The sequence below is a fragment of the Chitinophaga sp. CCNWYY40 genome (genome assembly GCF_037483205.1).
GTDB lineage: Bacteria > Bacteroidota > Bacteroidia > Chitinophagales > Chitinophagaceae > Chitinophaga > Chitinophaga ginsengisegetis.
The window spans coordinates 647,568-667,462 of sequence record NZ_JBBHLF010000003.1 but is presented as its reverse complement, the minus strand read 5'-3'; the positions used below and the strand labels follow the sequence as shown (position 1 = coordinate 667,462).

The 19,895-nt window shown below is 47.0% G+C and carries 14 protein-coding genes; 10 read left to right on the top strand and 4 right to left on the bottom strand.

The genetic code is table 11. From position 1 onward, the window contains the following. Positions 1-8: 8 nt before the first annotated feature. Entirely contained in the window at positions 9-2,510 is a 2,502-nt protein-coding gene (locus V7S65_RS13120; protein ID WP_336386832.1) for a cation-translocating P-type ATPase, read from the bottom strand. 429 nt (positions 2,511-2,939) lie between these two features. Between V7S65_RS13120 and V7S65_RS13115 the strand changes: the two genes are divergently transcribed. From V7S65_RS13115 to V7S65_RS13105, 3 genes are all read left to right on the top strand, one after another. Beyond that, complete coding sequence (locus V7S65_RS13115; protein ID WP_336386833.1) at positions 2,940-4,433, top strand: ArnT family glycosyltransferase; 1,494 nt, start codon at positions 2,940-2,942, stop codon at positions 4,431-4,433. 187 nt (positions 4,434-4,620) lie between these two features. After that, positions 4,621-5,307 (top strand): hypothetical protein, encoded by a 687-nt coding sequence (locus V7S65_RS13110; RefSeq protein WP_133256151.1) that lies wholly within the window; start codon positions 4,621-4,623, stop codon positions 5,305-5,307. Between the two features lie 11 nt (positions 5,308-5,318). Further along, complete coding sequence (locus V7S65_RS13105; protein WP_079470310.1) at positions 5,319-5,699, top strand: hypothetical protein; 381 nt, start codon at positions 5,319-5,321, stop codon at positions 5,697-5,699. Positions 5,700-5,702: 3 nt separating this feature from the next. Here the strand turns inward: V7S65_RS13105 and V7S65_RS13100 are convergent, their stop codons facing one another. The 3 genes from V7S65_RS13100 to V7S65_RS13090 form a co-directional block, all read right to left on the bottom strand. Then, positions 5,703-6,761 carry a response regulator gene (locus tag V7S65_RS13100; protein ID WP_336386834.1) on the bottom strand — a complete coding sequence of 353 codons (1,059 nt, stop codon included), beginning with the start codon at positions 6,759-6,761 and terminating at the stop codon, positions 5,703-5,705. Beyond that, entirely contained in the window at positions 6,739-8,280 is a 1,542-nt protein-coding gene (locus V7S65_RS13095; protein ID WP_111577635.1) for a sensor histidine kinase, read from the bottom strand. Before V7S65_RS13095 ends, V7S65_RS13100 begins: the two co-directional genes overlap by 23 nt. Before the next feature lie 140 nt (positions 8,281-8,420). Further along, on the bottom strand, positions 8,421-9,134 hold the full coding sequence (locus tag V7S65_RS13090) for a pirin family protein (RefSeq protein WP_079470307.1): 714 nt from the start codon (positions 9,132-9,134) through the stop codon (positions 8,421-8,423). Positions 9,135-9,302: 168 nt separating this feature from the next. Between V7S65_RS13090 and V7S65_RS13085 the strand changes: the two genes are divergently transcribed. The 7 genes from V7S65_RS13085 to V7S65_RS13055 all read left to right on the top strand — a co-directional run bounded on the left by V7S65_RS13085 (position 9,303) and on the right by V7S65_RS13055 (position 19,867). Continuing rightward, positions 9,303-11,387 carry a TonB-dependent receptor plug domain-containing protein gene (locus V7S65_RS13085; RefSeq protein ID WP_336386835.1) on the top strand — a complete coding sequence of 695 codons (2,085 nt, stop codon included), beginning with the start codon at positions 9,303-9,305 and terminating at the stop codon, positions 11,385-11,387. Between the two features lie 11 nt (positions 11,388-11,398). Further along, positions 11,399-11,986 carry an HmuY family protein gene (locus V7S65_RS13080; RefSeq protein ID WP_336386836.1) on the top strand — a complete coding sequence of 196 codons (588 nt, stop codon included), beginning with the start codon at positions 11,399-11,401 and terminating at the stop codon, positions 11,984-11,986. An 18-nt stretch (positions 11,987-12,004) separates the two neighbouring features. Next, positions 12,005-12,952, top strand: a complete 948-nt coding sequence (locus V7S65_RS13075) for a DUF6607 family protein (RefSeq protein ID WP_336386837.1) — start codon at positions 12,005-12,007, stop codon at positions 12,950-12,952. Positions 12,953-13,055: 103 nt separating this feature from the next. Next, positions 13,056-13,637, top strand: coding sequence for an RNA polymerase sigma factor (locus tag V7S65_RS13070; protein ID WP_079470304.1), 582 nt, complete (start codon positions 13,056-13,058; stop codon positions 13,635-13,637). 111 nt (positions 13,638-13,748) lie between these two features. Continuing rightward, the gene (locus tag V7S65_RS13065) at positions 13,749-14,798 is read left to right on the top strand and encodes a FecR family protein (protein ID WP_336386838.1); all 1,050 of its coding nucleotides are present in this window, start codon (positions 13,749-13,751) and stop codon (positions 14,796-14,798) included. A 227-nt stretch (positions 14,799-15,025) separates the two neighbouring features. Beyond that, positions 15,026-18,418: a SusC/RagA family TonB-linked outer membrane protein gene (locus V7S65_RS13060; RefSeq protein WP_336386839.1), complete on the top strand. Its 3,393-nt coding sequence runs from the start codon at positions 15,026-15,028 to the stop codon at positions 18,416-18,418. Between the two features lie 18 nt (positions 18,419-18,436). Next, the gene (locus V7S65_RS13055; protein ID WP_336386840.1) at positions 18,437-19,867 is read left to right on the top strand and encodes a RagB/SusD family nutrient uptake outer membrane protein; all 1,431 of its coding nucleotides are present in this window, start codon (positions 18,437-18,439) and stop codon (positions 19,865-19,867) included. The last annotated feature ends 28 nt before the right edge of the window (positions 19,868-19,895 follow it).

Below are 19,895 nucleotides of genomic sequence, written 5' to 3'. Positions count from 1 at the left end.
TCATCAGTTTAATTGCGCTGAAATTTTCTCTTCCCCAGTTTCCATATTTCAAACCATAATACCGATGCTGCGCTGATGGCGGTGCACAGCAGCAGTTCATATACAGAAAGACCGGTAATACTGAAGAACCGCGCCACCGGCGGAACATATAACATCGCTGCCAGCAACAGCAGGGTGATACCAATTACGCCCACCATCAGTTTGTTCCGGTTGCGCATACTGTGTATAAAGGAGTAATAGAATGAACGGTTCACCAAGGTAAGAAAAATATTTGCGAGAACCAGCGTAGTGAACACCATGCTGCGGGTGAGCACTTCCCCCGAATCCCGTGCTACGCTCCACTGGTAGGCCGTTAGTACACCTGCCGTGATGATCAGTCCCTGCAGGATGCTGATATTCATTTCCCGGAAAGAGAGAAAGGTTTGTGTAATAGGCCGGGGTGGTTGTAACATGGCATTTTCTTCCATCGGTTCATTTTCATACACAATAGAACAGGTAGGGCCCATAATTACTTCCAGGAAGATCACATGCACGGGCGTAAATATATTGGGATAGATCCAGCCGAGAAACAGTGGGAGCGATACAGTGAGGATAATCGGGATGTGAATAGAGATGATATACTGCACCGCCTTTTTTATATTGGTATAAATTCTCCGTCCCATTGCAATGGCATCCACCATGTTGCTGAGATCATCATTCACGAGGATCAGGGCGGCGGCCTGTTTGGCGATCTCCGTTCCTTTTTTGCCCATTGCAATGCCAATATGAGCGGCCTTCAGCGCAGGACCATCGTTCACGCCGTCGCCGGTCATGGCCACCACTTCATTGTCGGCTTTCAACGCATTGATGGCGGCCAGTTTTGCTTCGGGGAACATGCGTGTAAAAATATTGACAGACTGTAAGGTTTGCTGCATCTTTTTTTCGTTCATCTGCATCAGGGTATCACCGTTTACGGCTTCATCTGCCTGCTGTAACCCGGCCTGTTGCGCAATGGCGCGGGTGGTAACGGCGTTGTCGCCGGTAATGATCTTTACCTTAATACCCGCCTGGTAAAATTGTTGGAATACCTTTCCGATATTGCTTTTGGGAGGATCGTAGAAGGCCAGCAAACCCACAAAAGCAAACGGCAGCTCCTGTTGCGTGGCGGGGTAGTTGGTACCGCTAAAATCCGAAGTGGCTACTCCCAGTACCCGGTAGCCTTTTGCTGCCAGTATATTTACCTGGTCGAGGATCGTTTGTTTTTCTTTTTCCGGGAGATGGGAAACCTGTAGTATCGCTTCCGGCGCTCCTTTCGCTGCCACGATGCGTTTGCCTGCTGCGTTCTCAAAAATATGCGTCATCATGGGAGGCTTGCCTTCCAGTGGATATTCATGCACCATTGTATAATTGGTGCGTTCATCCAACGGTACCATTTCTTCGTATAGCCGGTGGAGTGTTTTCTCCATCGGATCAAACGGTACCGGCTCACTGGCCCACATGGCGCTGGTGATCAGCGCTGGCGGAAAGTGACCGGCTTCATATATCGTGTAGTCGGCGCCGTTATACACCGCCTGCAGGCTCATTTTGTTTTCAGTAATGGTACCTGTTTTATCGGTGCAGATAACGGTGGCGCTGCCTAATGCTTCCACGGTACGGATCCTTTTTACAATAATCCCCATCTGCATCAGCCGCCTGGAACCCAGTGCCATAAAGGTGGTGAAGGCCACCGGTATTTCTTCGGGTAAAATAGACATGGCCAGCGTTAGCCCTTTCAGCAGGCTGTCGGTAAGGCTCCCGCTGCGGATGTAATTAAACAGCCATACTCCCAGGAAAACGATCACACCGGCTACGGCCATCCATTTTACAAACTGCCGGATCTGTTGTTGCAGTGGCGTTATTTCTTCTTTGATATTGAGGATGGCTTCTCCCAGCTGGCCGATTTTTGTTTGCGCGCCTATGTCCTGTACTTCACAGATAGCGAGCCCGGACACTACTACGGTGCCGCTGTACACTTTATTGTCTTCACTGTCGCTTTGTTTGAATACGGCGTAGGCTTCGCCGGTGAGGGCCGATTCGTTGACAGAAAAGTCATTGCTATGTACAATGATGCCGTCGGCATTGATCGTATTACCTTCGGACACCAGCATCATATCTCCCTTTACAATTTCGCTGGTAGGGATACTTTTCAGTTCCCCGCTGCGGATAACCGTGCTGAGTGGCTCATTCATTTTCTCCAGCGCTTCCAGTGCTTTACGGCTGCGGCTATCCTGGTAAAACGAAATACCCGATACCAATGCAATGGCAGCCAGCATGAAATACGCCTCGCCCAGTTCTCCCATCACAAAATAAATGGCGGTTACTGCTATGAGTAATACCAGCATGGGCTCTTCCGTGATTTCCTTCAATACGGCCTTCAGTGGACTGGTAACAGGTTCCGGAGGGGTATTGCTGCCATGTTGTTCTCTTGAAGCAGTAACAGCTGCTTCATCCAAACCTTTGATATGCTCCGGTAAATTGATCTGTCCAGCCATGCAGGGTTGTTTTGGTGAAAGGAGGTCTGTTAAATTTACGAATTATGAATTAAGGATTTGTAATTCATAATTTTTTATCATCTTTAAAGATTGATTTGCCTGACGGTGATAGGACGGTCTGATGCGGAATTTCTACTCTTCCCGCCTGAAAATGTACATCCCTCACCTCACTGCCGGGCTGGAAGGAAGTTGGCCACCACGCGCGATTTCTTCCGGTAGTTGAAACAACAGACGGCATTACCCTTACGCCTGAACGCGGATTAGCCGCTGTTTGAGGCTGAACATAACCAGTGCAGTAGTGTTAATTATAGTTAAGCAACTGGTATAAAATTACCAAGCGGCACAGAGATTGTGGAAGGAACGACTCTGATCACACTATCACAACTGTCAGCCTAACATATGCGGGATCTATCGGGGAGTAATCGTTTCATGGCCTATATCACAGCAAATAAGTGGGTGGCTGTTGCCATCGGGATTATTGTGTTGATGAGATTTTCATTTACAGGGATCATGGGAGCTATGCCCCAGGATGCCTATTATTATTTCTACGGACAACACTTCGCCCTGTCATATTTCGATCACCCTCCGGCAATAGCATGGATCCTGCGTGCTTTTACCGACTTATTGGGCCGGCATGTATTTGTGATCAAGCTGGCAGATACCCTCGTGACCATCGGTACCCTGCTGGCTTTTTATCGCTTGTCGGCATGCTTCCTTCCCCGGGAACGAGCCTGGAATAGCCTGCTGTTGCTGGGCGCTACGCTGATGATCACTATCTTATCACTGGTATCCACGCCGGACGTGCCTTTGCTGCTGTTCTGGACATTATCGCTGATTGCTATGTACAGGGCGGTATTTGAGCAGCGCAAAGCATATTGGATATGGACGGGGATTGCAATGGGACTGGCATTCGACAGCAAGTATACGGCTATTTTCCTGCCGGCGGGCGCCGTGCTTTACCTGTTGCTGTCCAGGGAGCACCGCCGGTATTTGTGGTCGCCCTGGTTCTTTGCCAGTATCGTGGTTTTCTGTATCACCATTTTGCCGGTAGTGATCTGGAATGTGGATAACGACTTTGCCTCTTTCCGGTTCCAGTCATCCGACCGGGTAGGGGGCGTGGAATTCCGGCCGCTGGATTTTTTCGGTGTTATTGGTCACCAGGCGGCCATCCTGTTGCCGGTATTATTCTTTGCCTTGCTGTATTATGTGTATAAGCTGGTCCGCAAATACGGATGGCATATTGGCCGGATCTCTGCCCGGCAGCTTTTCCTGTTATGCTTTTTTATCCCCGTTTTTGGCATTTTCTTCCTGATTTCTCCTATCTACTGGGTAAAGATCAACTGGATGATGCCTGCCTATATTACGGGCATTATATGGATCAGCACCTGGATCACGTTTAAATATGTACGCTGGCAGTGGATTTGCTCATTGGTAATACACCTGGCGCTGGCTGTAGAGATCATTTTCTATCCGGTACCTATTCATTCTGATGATACGATGATTGGCTGGAAAGGGCTGGGCGACGGTGTAAAGACATTGTCTGAAGAATACCCTGATGATTTTATTTTCTCTGCAGATGATTATAAAACCAGTGCCATGCTCAATCTTTACCTGGGGCGCATGGTATACTCCCGTAATATTATTGGTGAAAATGCCCTGCAGTTTGATTTTATAGGCACCGATATCAATGCATTAAAAGGAAAAAATGCCCTGTTTATCAATTCATTGACCGACGTAAACGATGATGTGGATGAACAGGAGTTTGTGGAAGAAGAACTGGCGCCGTTCTTTAGTTCGGTGCGGTCGCTGCCCCCTATTGTTGTTACCCGCCAGGGCCGCGTAGTAAGGAAATTCCTCGTTTTCCGCTGTATGAACTATCAGCCTCCGCAGCGGGGTAATGACGCCGGTCATCCGAAAGAATGATGACAGTCAACGGAAGGAGTAATGCCCGTCATTGTTCAGCAATGCATTCCGGCTTAGTTTTACATCAGCATTTGGACATCCACCTGGATTCCTTGGCGTAAATAAAAGTGAAGATGTGCTGTTCGAGAAGGTATCACCGTTCTATCAGCGGTGGTACTTTTACCTACTGTTAAAAAAAATGCAAATCATGTTCAGCGGATTAACTCCTACATCCCGTCAGCGGAAATTTTGTGAAGGTTTCCTCTTTTTTCCCATCAGGCATTTACGTAAGTATGGGAATCATATTTTCAGGCAATACGGACGTCATGCCGGTGTGAAAGCATTATTGGATATGCAGCTGGGCATGCCGGGGAACAACGACCGGTATGCTGAAGAAATACAGCGCTGTATCGCCGAAAAGGCAGCACCGGAAACGGCGCAGGTGCTGGTAAAGCTGGAAGAATTTTATACGCAGGTACAGGCGGCTGCCGGTAATTTGCCGGGTTTATACCTGGATTTCAGTGATCTCATCATTCATTTTTACAGAGAGGCATCCATCTATCACAATGTGATCCTGCGCAATATGAAGCAGGAATTGCAGCCGGCCGGAAAATCAAAAAAACGGGAGCCGGTGGTGGAACCCGGACAGGAACACATCTCTAAACTATACAGGGTAGTAAAAGAATTTGTTTTGCAAAGCAAAAGCATGTTGTCTGTACTGGAAGATGTGGCAAGAAAGGAAAACTATTTACCAGGCGAACAATATCTCCGCCAGATGATGGAATTAATGTCAAACATCCGGCAGATGAATCATCACCAGCAACATCTATGTCAGCTATTGAAGAAATGGGGAGCGGATAAGAATCTGCATATGCAGCAAACCTATTATAATTAGCAACTATCAATATGTCTTATGAACCTCTGACTGAAACAGCTATTGCTGCCTACCGGGAAGCATGCAGCAACTGGATCAGGACCCTGAAAGCCTTAAGGGAAGATAATGCCTCGCTGATCAACCGGCTGGCGGCAGCGTTGAAAGAAACAACGCGGCGGTCGTTCATTGAGGAGGCAGAGGAGTTTCAGCTCACTATGCTGGACCGGGAAGAGTCGTTGGTCCTGTTGCGGCATGAGATAGGGGAGCAGCTCGACTGGCTGAATAAGCAGCCGGCGGGCGTGCCTGCGCCTCATCCGTATGCGGTGCTGAAAAATGATATGGAAGGAATGATGCAGGAGTACGAGCGGTTAAAGGTGGCATTCCTCGTTTTTATAGCGGCTGAAAAGGTATAGACATCAGTTTACCAGCGCCGCCAGTTTTTTGATAGATAAAAAAGCAATCTGACCCTCTTTCAATGCAATCAGCTGCTCATCCCTGAAGTCGCCCAATGTACGTATCAGTGATTCTTTTGCCACCCCCGCTACTGCAGCAAGGTTTTCCCGGCTGATATCAATCGTAAAATGTTTACTGCCTTTTGTATTGTATTTTTTATCGAGCATCAGTAACGCTTCCGCTACTTTTTTACGAAGCGAGTTATATGCCAGTCCGATCAGCTGTTGTTCTTTTTCCGCCATTTCTTTTGATAACATCTGGATGAATTTCCCCAGCACTTCGGGGTTGCTGCTGATCAGCTGTTCAAAATCTTTTTGTGGGATCACCGCTACCAGCGTGTCTTCCATCGCCTCTGCATACTCCTGATAGTTACCGCCTTCAAGCAGGGCATTATACCCGAGAAAATCTCCTTCGTTATATAAACCAATGATCAGTTCTTTTCCTTCATCATTGCGTTTATACGTTTTTACCTTTCCCTGGAGCAGGTAGTACAAATGATCCGGGCGATTGCCGGCAGCGTAAATGCTTTGTTTCTTTTTATAATGATTGGTATTACGGTCTTCTTTGAGCAGGGTCAGCTGATCCCTGCCGGTACTGGCAGAGAGTAATACCTGGAGTCCGTGTAAACCGGTAACGGTGTCCTGTTTAATTTCTGCACATCTTTTCAGGCGGCTTTCTATAGCGCTGAGTAATTCCGTGCCTTCGAAGGGCTTGGTGATATAATCATCTGCGCCCAGCTCCATTCCTTTTCGTATATCCGTTCTTTCAGCTTTCGCTGTCAGGAAGATAAAAGGCGTTTTTTGCAGGGCTTTATTTTTATGCAGCATGTGTAATACGCCGTAGCCATCCAGCACGGGCATCATGATATCGCATACAATAAGATCGGGGAGGTGTTCCAGCGCCATTGCCACGCCTTCTTTGCCGTTGGTGGCGGTGAGCACCTGGTAGTTGGCCAGTTCAAGGATTTCTGCTACGTTGTCACGGATAGCAGCATTATCTTCAATCAGCAATATTTTTTCCATGAGCGTCAGTTTTGGGAAAGGGAACCGTAACAATGAACTCTGTACCTTTTTCCGGAGCGCTGTTACAGGAAACTGTGCCATTCATTAATTCTGCGTATTTGGCTACAATGTGCAGCCCAAGTCCGGTACCCTGGATATTGGATACATGCTGACTACGGAAAAAACGCTCAAAAAGATGCTGGCGGTCTTCTTCTGAAATACCTATTCCCTTGTCTTTTACGGATAACTGAAAAGTGCTGTCGCTACATTGTGAACGGATAGAAATGATGGCTCCCTCCGGAGAAAACTTGATGGCATTGGATACAAGATTCATAACAATGTGTTTTAATAGTGTAGGGTCCATGCAGGCATGAGCAGCGCCGTGGTGGGCATAGTAAATATTCTGTTTGGCTTTTTTGAGTCCGTCCATTTCACCGAGAATGTTGCTGATATGTTTGCCGGCGTCAAAAGTACCGGGGCGCACCTGTATCTTTCCTTCTTCTATTTTTCCTACCGACAGGAAATCGTTTAATATATCCGTCAGCATATTTACGGCGGAAATAATACGTTGAATATGTTTACTCCGTTTGGCTAAATCATCATCAGCTTCATATTTGGACACCAGGTAGATGGAAGAGAGAATAGCGCTGAGTGGCGTTCTGAATTCGTGGGAGGCCAGGGATACAAACCTGGATTTAAGTTCATTCAGCTCCCGCTCTTTCTCCAGGGAAGTTCTCAGCTCTGATTCGGCCTGTTTAATGCGGGAAAGGTCGATGGCAATGCCGATGTACCCGGTAATATCGGAGGCATCGCGGATAGCGGATACCGTCAGGGAAACCGGTAGCCTGCTTCCATCTTTCCGGATATACTGCCATTCGTATTCATTGTACAGGTTCAGCCTGGCTTTGATCGTAAGTGTTTCCATACCGGGAGCAACCGGCTGATTCAGCTGTTGTGAAAATTCTTCTGCCCGCAGGGCTACTTCTTCCGGATCATGCAGCAGCAGCGGGGTATACACATCCACCACTTCGCTGGCTTTGTAGCCCAGTATCCTTTCTGCTGCCGGGTTGAACCACCTGATGAAACCATCGGTATTGATTACGATGATCATGGCGCCGGTGCTGGTCCATAAACTGTTGAGGAAGCTGTTCATCCGCTGGAGCGAACCGTCTTTAACGACCGCTTCTTTCCGTTGCTGTGAAAGCTCGCGGAGCGTCATCTCAGCATTGCGGCGATCGGTGGTATCAGTGATATAGATGATCGTTAGTATTCCTTCAGGGGTGCTATGGTTAACCTGGTTGATCTCTACCGGGAACTGGCTGGTGTTTTTCCGTACTGCATATTGTTCTTTGCCATTGTGAATAAGCAACAAGCTCACTAACTGACCTGTAACTTCTTCTTTTGTGTAGCCAAACTGGTTAAGCAGGAAGGGGTTGGCCATTACGATCCGGTGCTGGTTGTCGGCAACCAGTATGCTGATGGTAGCATGGTTAAAGAGTACCTCGAAACCTATGTAATTATTTTGAGAGGTATTAATCATACAGGTAATTGACCCTTTGGAGCGGTGCTGTATAAATTTAATGATTCCCGGTGGAATAAATTACCTGTATGAATAAATTGGATGTTATTATTTTATAAAACTAATAATATGTTTGTATTTAATATGTATTAAGAAGATGCTTACTTCTGATTGACAGGTGTTTCAATAATCAGGAACTCTGTTTTCTCTCCACACTGCAGGATCACCTCACCGGTTTCCCATATCCCGATAGCATCACGCGGCTGCAGTACCTGGTCCTGTACTCTCAGGCTGCCGGAAATGGAAAAGATAAACAGGCATTTATTCAGCTGGTTAAAGGTATAGGTAACGCTGGCCGGTTGCTCATAATAACCGAGCGACAACTTCGCGTTCTGGTTGATCCAGCAATGCTGCATTCCTTCTTCACCGGATACGATGGTTACCAGTTTGTTCTTTCGTTTTTCCAGGGGAAAACTCCGCTGCTGATACCGCGGTGAAATGTTTTGTTGTTTGGGAAGAATCCAGATCTGTAAGAAGTTAACTTCTTCTGTACCTATATTGTACTCTTCATGTCGTAGCCCGCTGCCGGCACTCATGATCTGTACAGCGGGTGCTTCTATCTCGGTACTGTATCCCATTGTATCTTTATGGTTCATCTTTCCCTTCAGCAAAACGGAAATAATTTCCATATTCACATGTGGATGAATACCAAAGCCTTTGCCGGCTTCTACATAGTCGTCGTTGAAGGCGAACAGCGTACCAAAAGCGCTGCGCATCGGGTGGTAAAAATCACTGAAGCTGAAGAAGAAATTGCTTTTCAGCCAGCCTATGTCTTTCACGCCTCTGTCGCCCGCCGGGAAGTATTGTGTTTTCATATATTAATGAACAGGTAATGATTTAAAATTGTTTGGACACCGGTTATTTTTCCGGACCAACTAAGTTAAATGCAAATTTCCGTATCTCGTAAATAACTTTCCCAAACTCGTAAAGGTACTGATGTTTATGCCCGTACTTTTGCTTCACAATTTCAGATAAACCTTAAGATGTATAAATTTTTATTCCTGCTCACCTGCATCATGCGGGTAGGGACCCTTTTTGCCCAAACCGACACTACTTCCGGCAGTAAAGTGTTACAGGAAGTAGTGGTTACCGCCACCAGGAATGAACAACTGTTAAGCAAAGTACCCGTACCGGTTACGGTGATCCATAAACAACAGATACAGGCTATGGGAGCGGTACTGCTGCAGCAGGTACTGGCAGAACAAACCGGCCTGTTCATCACCTCCAACCACGGAACAGGCGTGCAGATGCAGGGACTGGAAGCAGAATATACACTTATATTACTGGATGGCGAACCGCTCATCGGCAGAACTGCCGGTACCTTCGACCTGTCGAGGATTGTAGTGGGCAATATTGAAAGGATTGAAATTATTAAAGGCCCCGTTTCTTCGCTCTATGGCAGCGATGCACTGGCCGGCGTTATTAACATCATTACCAGCAACAACAGTAAGGAAGGAATAAGCAGTATCAGCGGGCGGTATGGCTCTAATAATACCTATACCCTCGATGGCAGTACGCGTATTCCTTATAAAAAAGGATCTTTCTCTGCCAGCCTAAATGCCTATAACAGTGACGGATACACGCTCGGAACAGGTGGCAGTACACCTACCGTGTCGCCATTTAAAGCATATACGGCACAATCGCGCTGGCAGCACAACTGGTCGGAAAAATGGAGCACTGTTCTCTCCGGTCGCTACTATGAACAAAAGTACAACAGCTATTTCTCCGACGTAAAAGGAATGGTGGATGATATCGGAAAGGAGAAAGACATGAACGGATCATTACAGCTCATTCATACGCCGGCAAAGAATTTCAGGCAAACGTTGCGACTGTATTATTCCCGGTACTCCACCAATGAGGATATGCATTATCAGGCCGACAAAAGTTTGTATGATGCCTCATTTTTTACCCAGCAATACCTGAAGCCGGAGTACCAGGCCGACTGGCAGTTGCACCCGAAACATCAACTCACCGCAGGTATGGGGTATGTGCATGAATCGCTGGAGGCTACCCGCTACGAGGAACGCATGGCCTTTAATACCGGGTATGTGTTTATACAGGAAAACTGGAAACCGGCAGATGCATGGAATGTATTGCTCGGTGGCCGCTTTGATACACATAATCAATACCCTTCCCAGTTCAGTCCCAAGCTGTCGGTATCCTACCAGCTAACGCCCAACTGGCGCTTGCTGGGCACCGTAGGCCGCGGCTACCGCGCACCTGATTTCCGACAGCTGTACCTGCATTTCAATAATGCAGCAGTAGGTTATACCGTGGTAGGTACCAAACTGGCGGCAGACATCCTGAAAGAAATGGAGAAACAGGGGCAGATCAAACAGGTAAACATCGCCCCGGAACAACTTAAAAACCTGGATGCCGAAAGCTCCTGGTCCTATAACCTGGGAGTGGAAGGGAAACCATTTTCCCGCACCACCGTCAAAGCAAATGTCTTTTACAACAGTGTGAAAAACCTGATAGATACCCGTGCTATTGCCGTAAAAACAAATGACCTCGCTGTATACAGTTACGTAAATATCAACAGCATTACCACTGCCGGCGCAGAAGCGGAGCTGGGACAAGCCATTGGTAGTCATTTGCAGCTGTCTGCCGGTTATCAATACCTTCGTTCAAGAGATAATGATCTTTTTAAAAAGGTAAAGAACGGGGAAGTATATACGAAAGATGAGACTACCGGGGAAACACGCGCACTTACCCGCAGGGAATACTTCGGATTATTTAACCGCTCACATCATTCCGCCAACCTGAAAATTGCGTATAGCCTTTCCCGTTTTGGTATAGATGCGAATGCACGGGTGCTGTACCGCAGCAAATACGGCTTCACCGACGAAAACGGGAATAACACGCCTGATAAGGCCAGCGAGTTTGTGCCCGGTTATGCTACGGTAAACCTGGCAGCCGCGAAATACCTGTTCAAACGCCAGCTACGTATGCAGGCCACTGTGGAAAACGTATTTAACTACACGGATGCGCAGCATATCAGCACCATGCCCGGAAGGATCTATTCTGTCGGGGCCACCTGGAATTTTTATCATCACGTAAACCATTAACCAAATACTATATGAAACAAATACTCACAGCGGGTATGCTGTCACTGTCGCTTTTTACACTGGTGTCCTGCAGCAAAGATGATGATAATACCGTTACACCGCCGGTTGTTGCAGTGGAAACTAAAACAGTAGCAAACGTCGACGCCGACGCAGCGAATAAAGGCAGCTTTACTTTATACAGTCTTGCAGACAATAAAGTAATCCCCAACAGCGATTCTGCCACCACCAAATGGGACATTGGTTTCAAAGCCACTACCATCATCATCAACGGTGGTACCAGCGGACCGGGTAAAGCAGAAGCCCAGGTGATTACCGGCGTATTCAGCCAGTTGGTAACAGCACCGGAAACAGGCTATACTACCGATGCTGCCGCAAAGAAAGCCATCACCGGCTGGTATTCCTACAATATGACCACCCACGTGATTTCACCGGTAACGGGCGCCATGATTGTACTGAAAACAGCGAACGGCAATTATGCCAAACTGGAGGTTACCAGCTATTATAAGGATGCGCCGGCCACTCCGGATCAGAATTCAATAAGCCGTTACTATAACTTCCGGTTTGCTTATCAGCCGGATGGCACACGTAAGTTCAACTAACCACTCATTTTTATTTTTATGAAACGTATTACCATTTTAACCATCGGCGCATTCATGACGCTGGCAGCAACAGCCCAGCAAAAGGGCGGCGATAAACTATCGCAGGATAAAGCAGCTATCAAAAGTATGTGTGGATGCCAGGAAGTGACCTTTGAATACACGGAAACATTCCCGGCAGATACCAGCTATAAACCCAAAGGATATCATAAAATTATTGACGCCATAGAATATGTAACCGTTGCATCCGAAGATCCCCGCCGCATTGTATTGCAGCATCTGCTTATTGCAGACAGCAGTGTGATCAAGCACTGGACGGAAGACTGGCAGTACGAAAATCAGCAACTGCTTGCTTATGCACAGGATAACCAGTGGAAGAAGATCACCCTGCCTGCTGCCCAGGTGAAGGGCCAGTGGTCGCAGAAAGTATATGGTGTGGATGATGAGCCGCGCTATGAAGGCTCTGCTACCTGGGTACATGCCGATGGCCGCCACTACTGGGAAGCTGCGTCCGATGCACCGTTGCCCCGCCGCGAATACACCACCCGCAAGGACTATAATGTATTACACCGGGTAAATCATCATGAAATCACTGCTACCGGATCTGTACATGAGCAGGATAACAAGAAAGTGATCCGCGCAAATGGTACGGATAAGGTGATTGTAGGAGAGAAAGGATTGAACACCTATAACCGCACCAGCGAAAGCAAATGCCAGCTGGCTAAAGAATGGTGGGAACAACATAAAGCTTTCTGGACAGTAGTACGTAAGAGTTGGGATAAAATTTATGGTGAAAGCAGTGAAATTAACCTGCAGAAGAAAGTAAATAATGAACCGCTATATAAGGTGATGTCTGCGCTGGAGGAAAAAGCTTTCCGCAAAGAGCTTTCCGGCGCCGAACTGGAAAAGACCATAACAACTACATTACAACAGTTTTCGCATAATACAGAGTTGAGTTTACAACGATAAACGAGTGGATAAGAAAAGTACCGCAGTCATTCCTGGCTGCGGTTTTTTTGTTTTGCTAAAATATTTTGAACTATTTTGTCGGGTAATCATATATTACGTGGATATGCCTTCCCGGAGTAATTACGATGAGAACACAATGCTGGAGCTGTTATCACAGGGCAGTGAGTATGCTTTTACGGAGCTGTTTAGCCGCTACCGTACAAAGGTGTATTCTGTGGCATTCCGGTTTCTCCGGTCGCAGGCTGCCGCTGAAGAAGTGGTACAGGATGTGTTCCTGAAGTGCTGGCTGAAACGTGAAACCCTGCCGGAGGTGAAAAACCTGGACGCCTACCTGAAAGTTGTGACCAGGAACCTGGTCCTGAACCGTTTCCGCAAACTGGCCAACGAAGCCGCCGCCCAGGAAGAGCTGGGCCGCCGGGAGGTAATGGTAAACGATACTGATCACCGGATACAGGAATACCAATACCAGGAAATTATCCAGGCTGCCCTCGGACAGTTGTCGCCCCAGCAACGGGAGGTATACCGCCTCGCCAAAGAAGAAGGACTAAGCCATGAAGCCATCGCCAGCCGCATGCATATCTCCGCCGTTACCGTGAAATCCCATATGGCCAGGGCATTACAGTCGATCCGCCGCTACCTGAACGGCAGCATCAGTATCTTCCTGTTGATATCTCTTATTAAATAATAATAAAAAATATATTTTTTCACCCTCCACCATTGGAATTTGCCGGGTGTCTGTTATTATATAAGTTTTGAAAAGCTACCTGTAAGTTCCTGTAAAGTTATTGTAATCGTTATGACGAACGATCCTGGATTCAATGAATTAATGGATAAATACCTTGCCGGGAAAGCCAGCGAGGCAGAGTGGAATGAATTGAGGGGATTGATCAGCAAAGGCAACTTTGATGAAGAAATAAAGAACCGGATAGATGCGGAATGGGATAGCGGCATTATAGAACCAGGCATTTCATTTGAGCGCTATCATGAGATGATCGGCAATATTATGTCGGCCGAATCACATATTGCCAGCATCATCCCGCTTAAACGGAACCGTCGCCGCAGCGTGCGGAGGCTGGCCCTGGCAGCTGTTGTAACCGGCTTGCTGGTGCTGCCTTTCGCTGGCTGGTGGTGGTGGCATGCCGGCGGAAAGCAGTCCCCGGTAGCCATCACCGGACCCGCAGCAGCACCTGCCGCGGAAGAAGTGGTGGAAGTACAAACGAAGTTTGTACGCCTGCCTGATGGAAGTACGGTGTTACTTGCGGACAACAGCCGCCTGGAATATAACCGCGATTTCAAAGGAAATAAAAGGGAAGTACGGTTATGGGGAGAAGGATATTTTGATATTAAAGAAGTGCCGGATAAACCCTTTATCGTGAAAACGGGTAAGCTCAGCACGCAGGTACTTGGCACCGCTTTTAATGTAAAGGCATCGGCGGATCAGCAGCGTGTGGTGGTTACCGTTACCAGGGGTAAGGTAAAGGTAAATGATGAAAAAAACAGCTATGGTGTACTGGTAGCGGATCAGCAGTTATCGGTAAATATGCTTACCAGCACAGTAATAAGGGCAGAAGTGAAAAGCATAGAAGTGGTAAAATGGAAAGATGAATTCCTCGTACTCGACGATGTAAGCATGGAAGAAGCAGCTGTTATGATAGGAGATAAGTATCATGTGAAAATATTATTTGCCAATGAGTCATTAAAGAATTGCCGTATTGCAGGAACATTTTTTCATAACCAGCCTTTGGAAAAAGTGCTGACCATTATTTGCAGTGTGGCAAATGCCGGGTATACCATTTATCCCAACGATAAAGTAGTACTGAACGGAGAAGGATGTGCCAACCAATAAATAAACACTTATCAAAACAGTAGTCAATCAAATAAACGGAATATAACATCGGTGAAGATCTTCATCTGGTAAGGCGCGTTGTGCACCGCGCGTAGCTGCTATTTTTTTAATTGTAATTATCTAAATCAACCATCAGAATTATGGATCTAATCTCCGTGAGGGATCGCTATGTCCCTATGCGAATCAACCAACCATACATTAAGAAAAAGGGCAAAACAGGTTTTATTATGAAGATAATTTTCTTGTATTTTTTTCTGCTGGCATTGTCCGTTCAGCTACTGATAGCCTCACCGGTGTCGGGTCAGGAACTGGGAAAGAAAACAATTACACTCGGCCTCAAAGATGAATCACTTCACAGCGCTATTAAGAAAATTGAGCAGGCCAGCGGATTTCTTTTTGCCTATCCGCCTACCGCAGTAGCGAAGTACAAGCATATTACGCTCCCTGCCGCCAGCCGCTCCGTAAGCGCTACACTCAATGCAGTATTGGAAAATACCAACCTCGCTTACCGGGAGGTGGACAGCAGCGTGGTATTGTATGTAAAACCTAATGTTAATCCCGGCATTTCAGGCAATGAAGCCGCTGAATTATTCCAGCAACAGGCAGTTATTACCGGTCGTATCCTTGATGAAAAAAGTGGTGACCACATTGTGGGTGCCACCATTATTGAGAAAGGAAATAAGGTACTGAACGGCACCACTTCCAACGAAGTAGGCGCCTTTAAAATACCGGTGAATGTATCAGGAGGGAAAGCCACGTTGCTCATCAGCTATGTAGGCTATGAAACAAAGGAAGTGGAAGTGCGCAGATCCGCTAATCTCACTGTTAAACTCAGTACCAGCTCGAAGTCATTGAACGCAGTAGTGGTAACCGGGCTGTTTTCCAGGCCGGCGGAAAACTTCACCGGTGCAGCATCTTCCTATACAAAAGAAGAACTGAACAAGGTATCGGGCAATAGTGTGTTAAGCGCACTGCGTGCACTGGATCCCTCTTTCCAGATGCCGGAAAATATCGGTGCCGGCTCCAACCCCAATGCATTACCCAATGTAGTGGTAAGAGGGGGTAACAGCCTCGGCAACCTGAACGGGACTAATCAAAGTAACGTATACGACTTTACTACCAGCCCCAACACACCGCTCTTTATCATGGACGGCTTTGAGGTGTCACTGCAACGGGTAAACGATTTCGACATGAACCGCATCGCAAAGGTTACTATCTTAAAAGATGCGGCAGCTACCTCTATTTACGGTTCCCGTGCAGCCAACGGCGTAATTGTGATTGAAACTATAAGGCCCCGCGAAGGCAGTTTACGTGTAACCTATACCGGTAGTGTGGTAGCAGAACTGCCTGACCTGAAAGGCTACGACCTGGTAAACTCCAAAGAAAAACTCCAGCTGGAAAAAGAAGCCGGTCTTTATAACGGCTATCCCAACCCCGTTTGGCAGGAAAGAAAAGATTTCCTGTATAACTACCGCCTGGCGGAAGTAGCCAAAGGTATCAATACCGACTGGCTCAATGTACCCCTGCGCAATGGCATCGGCAGTACGCATAACCTATACCTGGAAGGTGGATCGGAATCGGTGATGTATGGCCTCAATGGTACTTATAACACTACAGAGGGCGTTATGAAGGGCTCCAGCCGGCAGAATATTTCCGGCAACACGTATTTGTCCTACCGGTATAAAAACTTTTTATTCAGAAATGATCTCACCCTCAATTTCAACAAGGCAGTTAACTCACCCTATGGTTCATTTTATACTTATACTAAATTAAATCCTTACTGGTCGCCTTACGATGCGAATGGTAATCCCAAATACTACCTGGAAGATATCCGCTTCTTTGATGACGCACGGCTGGCTTTACAACTGAACCCGGTTTATAATGTGTCGCTGCATACAGTAGACGAGTCCAGGCAGCAAAATATCACCAACAACTTCTTTGCACAGTGGCAGGCAAAAGAATGGCTGCGCTTTACCGGCCGCTTTGCCTATCAGCGCACCACCACCGGGGGCGACAGGTTCCTCCCGGCCCAGCATACGGCCTTCGATAGTATTCCCGTGGAACGCTATTATGAAAAAGGATCTTACACCAAAGGTTATGGCTTCAGGAACACGATTGATGGAGCTTTCACCATCGACCTGAACAAATCCTTCGGATCACATATGTTTTTCGGGTCAGTGGGTACTACCCTGCGCCAGGATAAACTTACTTCAGAATCCTATACTATCAACGGATTCCCAAATGATAAACTGGACCAGGTGACATTGGGAAACGGCTATAAAGCGGGTTCGCGGCCATTCGGCGGAGAAGGACTTACCCGCCTGCTGGGATATTTCGCCAACGTGAGTTACGCATACGATAACCGCTACCTGCTGGATGTTTCCTACCGCCTGGATGGTTCTTCCCAGTTTGGCGCCAACAAACGCTTTGCCTCTTTCTGGAGCGTAGGAGGCGGATGGAATCTTCATAAAGAAAAATTCCTGGAAAACAGTACTGCTATCAACCGGCTGAAACTCCGCTACTCGTATGGTTATACCGGCTCCTCCAATTTTGCCAGCTACCTCGGTCTTACTACCAGTAAGTATTATACCGACCAGGACTATTTATATCACCTCGGTACCTCCCTGCTGGGCTTTGGCAACCCCAATCTTGCCTGGCAGCAAACTGCCAAAAGCAACTTCGGTATTGACGGTACTTTTTTCAGACGACTGGATATTAGCGCCAACTATTTTGAAGAGAAAACAAAAGGCTCCGTGGTATCTATCACCACCGCCCCATCTACCGGGTTTTCCATGTATATGGATAACATGGGCGACGTAGTAAGCAAAGGGTATGAAGTAAATTTGCGCTATACCATTTTCTCTAATTCGCGCAACCGCGACAGCTGGTCCGTTTTTGCCAACGGATTCCATGTGCAGAATAAAATCGAAAAAATCTCCAATACCCTCGAACAGTTAAACAAGAGAAATACAGACTCACTCAGCACCACACCGCTGGCCCGGTTTGCCGAAGGCCGCAGCACCACGGCCATCTGGGCAGTACCATCGCTGGGCATCGACCCTTCTACCGGCAGGGAAATTTTCCGTACCCGCAACGGGACCACTACTACCGTGTATGATCCGCTGGACCAGGTAATAGTAGGAGATGCCCGCTCCACACTGGAAGGAACCTTCGGAACCAATTTTGAAAAAAGAGGCATTGGGGTAAATCTCTATTTCCGGTACCGGTTTGGCGGCTATACCTACAATCAAACACTGGTTGACAGGGTAGAAAGCGCCGACATGAGATTTAATGTGGACCGCCGCGTATTTGAAGAGCGCTGGAAAAAACCAGGTGACGTAACTTTTTATAAAGGTATTGTGGATAATAACGGGTATACTATTAACACTATCACCTATGCCACTTCCCGCTTTGTACAGAAAGACGACTGGCTGAGCCTCGAAAGCGCCTCGCTGTATTACCGCTTAAGTGATGCGCAGAACGCACGGTTACGCCTGCACGATACCAAAATCACCCTCTTCACCAACCAGCTGTTCTGGTGGTCCAGCATTAAGCGGGAAAGAGGACTGGATTATCCTTTCAGCCGCAGCTTCACTTTACAGTTACAAACCACTTTTTAATTTTAAGAGGATCTGAACATGAAACATCTACGCAATATATTTTTCCTGGTGGCTTCCGTTGCCTCACTCACGCTTACTTCCTGCAAGAAATGGCTGGATGTAAGACCCAAAACCGAAATCAAGGAATCAGAACAGTTTTCTACCGAACAGGGTTTCAAAGATGCGCTGTATGGCAGCTATCAGAAAGCAGCAGACGGGCAACTCTACGGTGGCAACCTGACTTTCAGTTTCCTGGAAGTGCTGTCGCAGGGATACGACAATACCACGAAAATAGACCACGACTTTTTCTATGCCGCTACCTACCAGTATAGCAATGCCGGTATAACAGACATCATCAACAACATCTGGAGTAATATGTATGCTACCATCGCGCAAACAAATTATATCCTGAAAAACATCGACAGTAAAAAATCAGTCTTTACAGCAGATAACTATAATATTATCAAGGGTGAAGCGCTGGCGTTGCGGGCGTTTATACACTTTGATCTGCTGCGCTTATACGCGCCTTCTCCTAAATCAGATGCTACTGCCACTGCCATTCCTTATATGACAGCCTTTACGGTAACGCCACAGGCGCGCCTGACAGTAAGCGAGGTGATTGCATTATGTGAAAAAGACCTGAAAGAAGCAGAAATGCTGCTGAAAGTATACCCGCAAATGAGCAACCCCGGCGGTAACGACGACTTTCTCGCTTTCCGCAGCAACCGCATGAACTATTGGGCGGTAAAAGCATTACTGGCAAGATTGTATCTCTACAATAACAACAAAGTACAGGCACTGGCTTATGCAAAAGAAGTAATTGCCAGCAATAATTTCCGCTTTATTACTTCCGGTGAATTAACAACCAATGCTGCTGATCTCAACAGGACCTTTACACCGGAACACATTTTCTCTATCTATGTATCTAAGCTGAGAGAGCCTGTGAGCAACTATTTCATGATGGCTACCGGTGATAAAATATATAGGAAATTTACCATCACGGAAGAACGCAGAAAAGCCGTGTTTGAAACTGCAGCAGGTGGCAGTACCGACATCCGCTTTGTTAGTAACAGCCTGTGGAGCGTAAGCAATGGTATTATATTCCCCAGTAAACTCTGGCAGGTAGATGAAAACAGGGAATCACTAAAGAAAAGAATACCGGTGCTTTCCCTGTCAGAAATGTATTACATCGCCGCAGAAAGCGAGCCAGCTCCTGCTGAAGGACTCAAATGGCTGAACAGGATCCGTGCCGCCAGGAACATTGTAGAACTGCCGGCAGGGCTGGATGCCGCTACTTTACAGCACGAAATATTTAAAGAGTACCGCAGGGACTTTATCTGTGTAGGACAACTCTTCTATTATTACAAACGGTTAAACCTGGCTAAAATTGAAGGTGCCCTCAATGGTACCATCAATAATACGCAGTACGTACTGCCATTGCCCAACCAGGAAATCGAGTTTGGAAAATAATCATCTCTGCATCTCTTTAAATGATTAA

What these genes read in the sequence shown, in the direction of transcription:
- V7S65_RS13115 (WP_336386833.1), top strand. Translation starts at nt 2,940, where the DNA reads ATGGCCTATATCACAGCAAATAAGTGGGTGGCTGTTGCCATCGGGATT.
- V7S65_RS13055 (WP_336386840.1), top strand. Translation starts at nt 18,437, where the DNA reads ATGAAACATCTACGCAATATATTTTTCCTGGTGGCTTCCGTTGCCTCA.
- V7S65_RS13075 (WP_336386837.1), top strand. Translation starts at nt 12,005, where the DNA reads ATGAAACGTATTACCATTTTAACCATCGGCGCATTCATGACGCTGGCA.
- V7S65_RS13065 (WP_336386838.1), top strand. Translation starts at nt 13,749, where the DNA reads ATGACGAACGATCCTGGATTCAATGAATTAATGGATAAATACCTTGCC.
- V7S65_RS13100 (WP_336386834.1), bottom strand. Translation starts at nt 6,761, where the DNA reads ATGGAAAAAATATTGCTGATTGAAGATAATGCTGCTATCCGTGACAAC.
- V7S65_RS13110 (WP_133256151.1), top strand. Translation starts at nt 4,621, where the DNA reads ATGTTCAGCGGATTAACTCCTACATCCCGTCAGCGGAAATTTTGTGAA.
- V7S65_RS13085 (WP_336386835.1), top strand. Translation starts at nt 9,303, where the DNA reads ATGTATAAATTTTTATTCCTGCTCACCTGCATCATGCGGGTAGGGACC.
- V7S65_RS13105 (WP_079470310.1), top strand. Translation starts at nt 5,319, where the DNA reads ATGTCTTATGAACCTCTGACTGAAACAGCTATTGCTGCCTACCGGGAA.
- V7S65_RS13070 (WP_079470304.1), top strand. Translation starts at nt 13,056, where the DNA reads ATGCCTTCCCGGAGTAATTACGATGAGAACACAATGCTGGAGCTGTTA.
- V7S65_RS13060 (WP_336386839.1), top strand. Translation starts at nt 15,026, where the DNA reads ATGAAGATAATTTTCTTGTATTTTTTTCTGCTGGCATTGTCCGTTCAG.
- V7S65_RS13090 (WP_079470307.1), bottom strand. Translation starts at nt 9,134, where the DNA reads ATGAAAACACAATACTTCCCGGCGGGCGACAGAGGCGTGAAAGACATA.
- V7S65_RS13095 (WP_111577635.1), bottom strand. Translation starts at nt 8,280, where the DNA reads ATGATTAATACCTCTCAAAATAATTACATAGGTTTCGAGGTACTCTTT.
- V7S65_RS13080 (WP_336386836.1), top strand. Translation starts at nt 11,399, where the DNA reads ATGAAACAAATACTCACAGCGGGTATGCTGTCACTGTCGCTTTTTACA.
- V7S65_RS13120 (WP_336386832.1), bottom strand. Translation starts at nt 2,510, where the DNA reads ATGGCTGGACAGATCAATTTACCGGAGCATATCAAAGGTTTGGATGAA.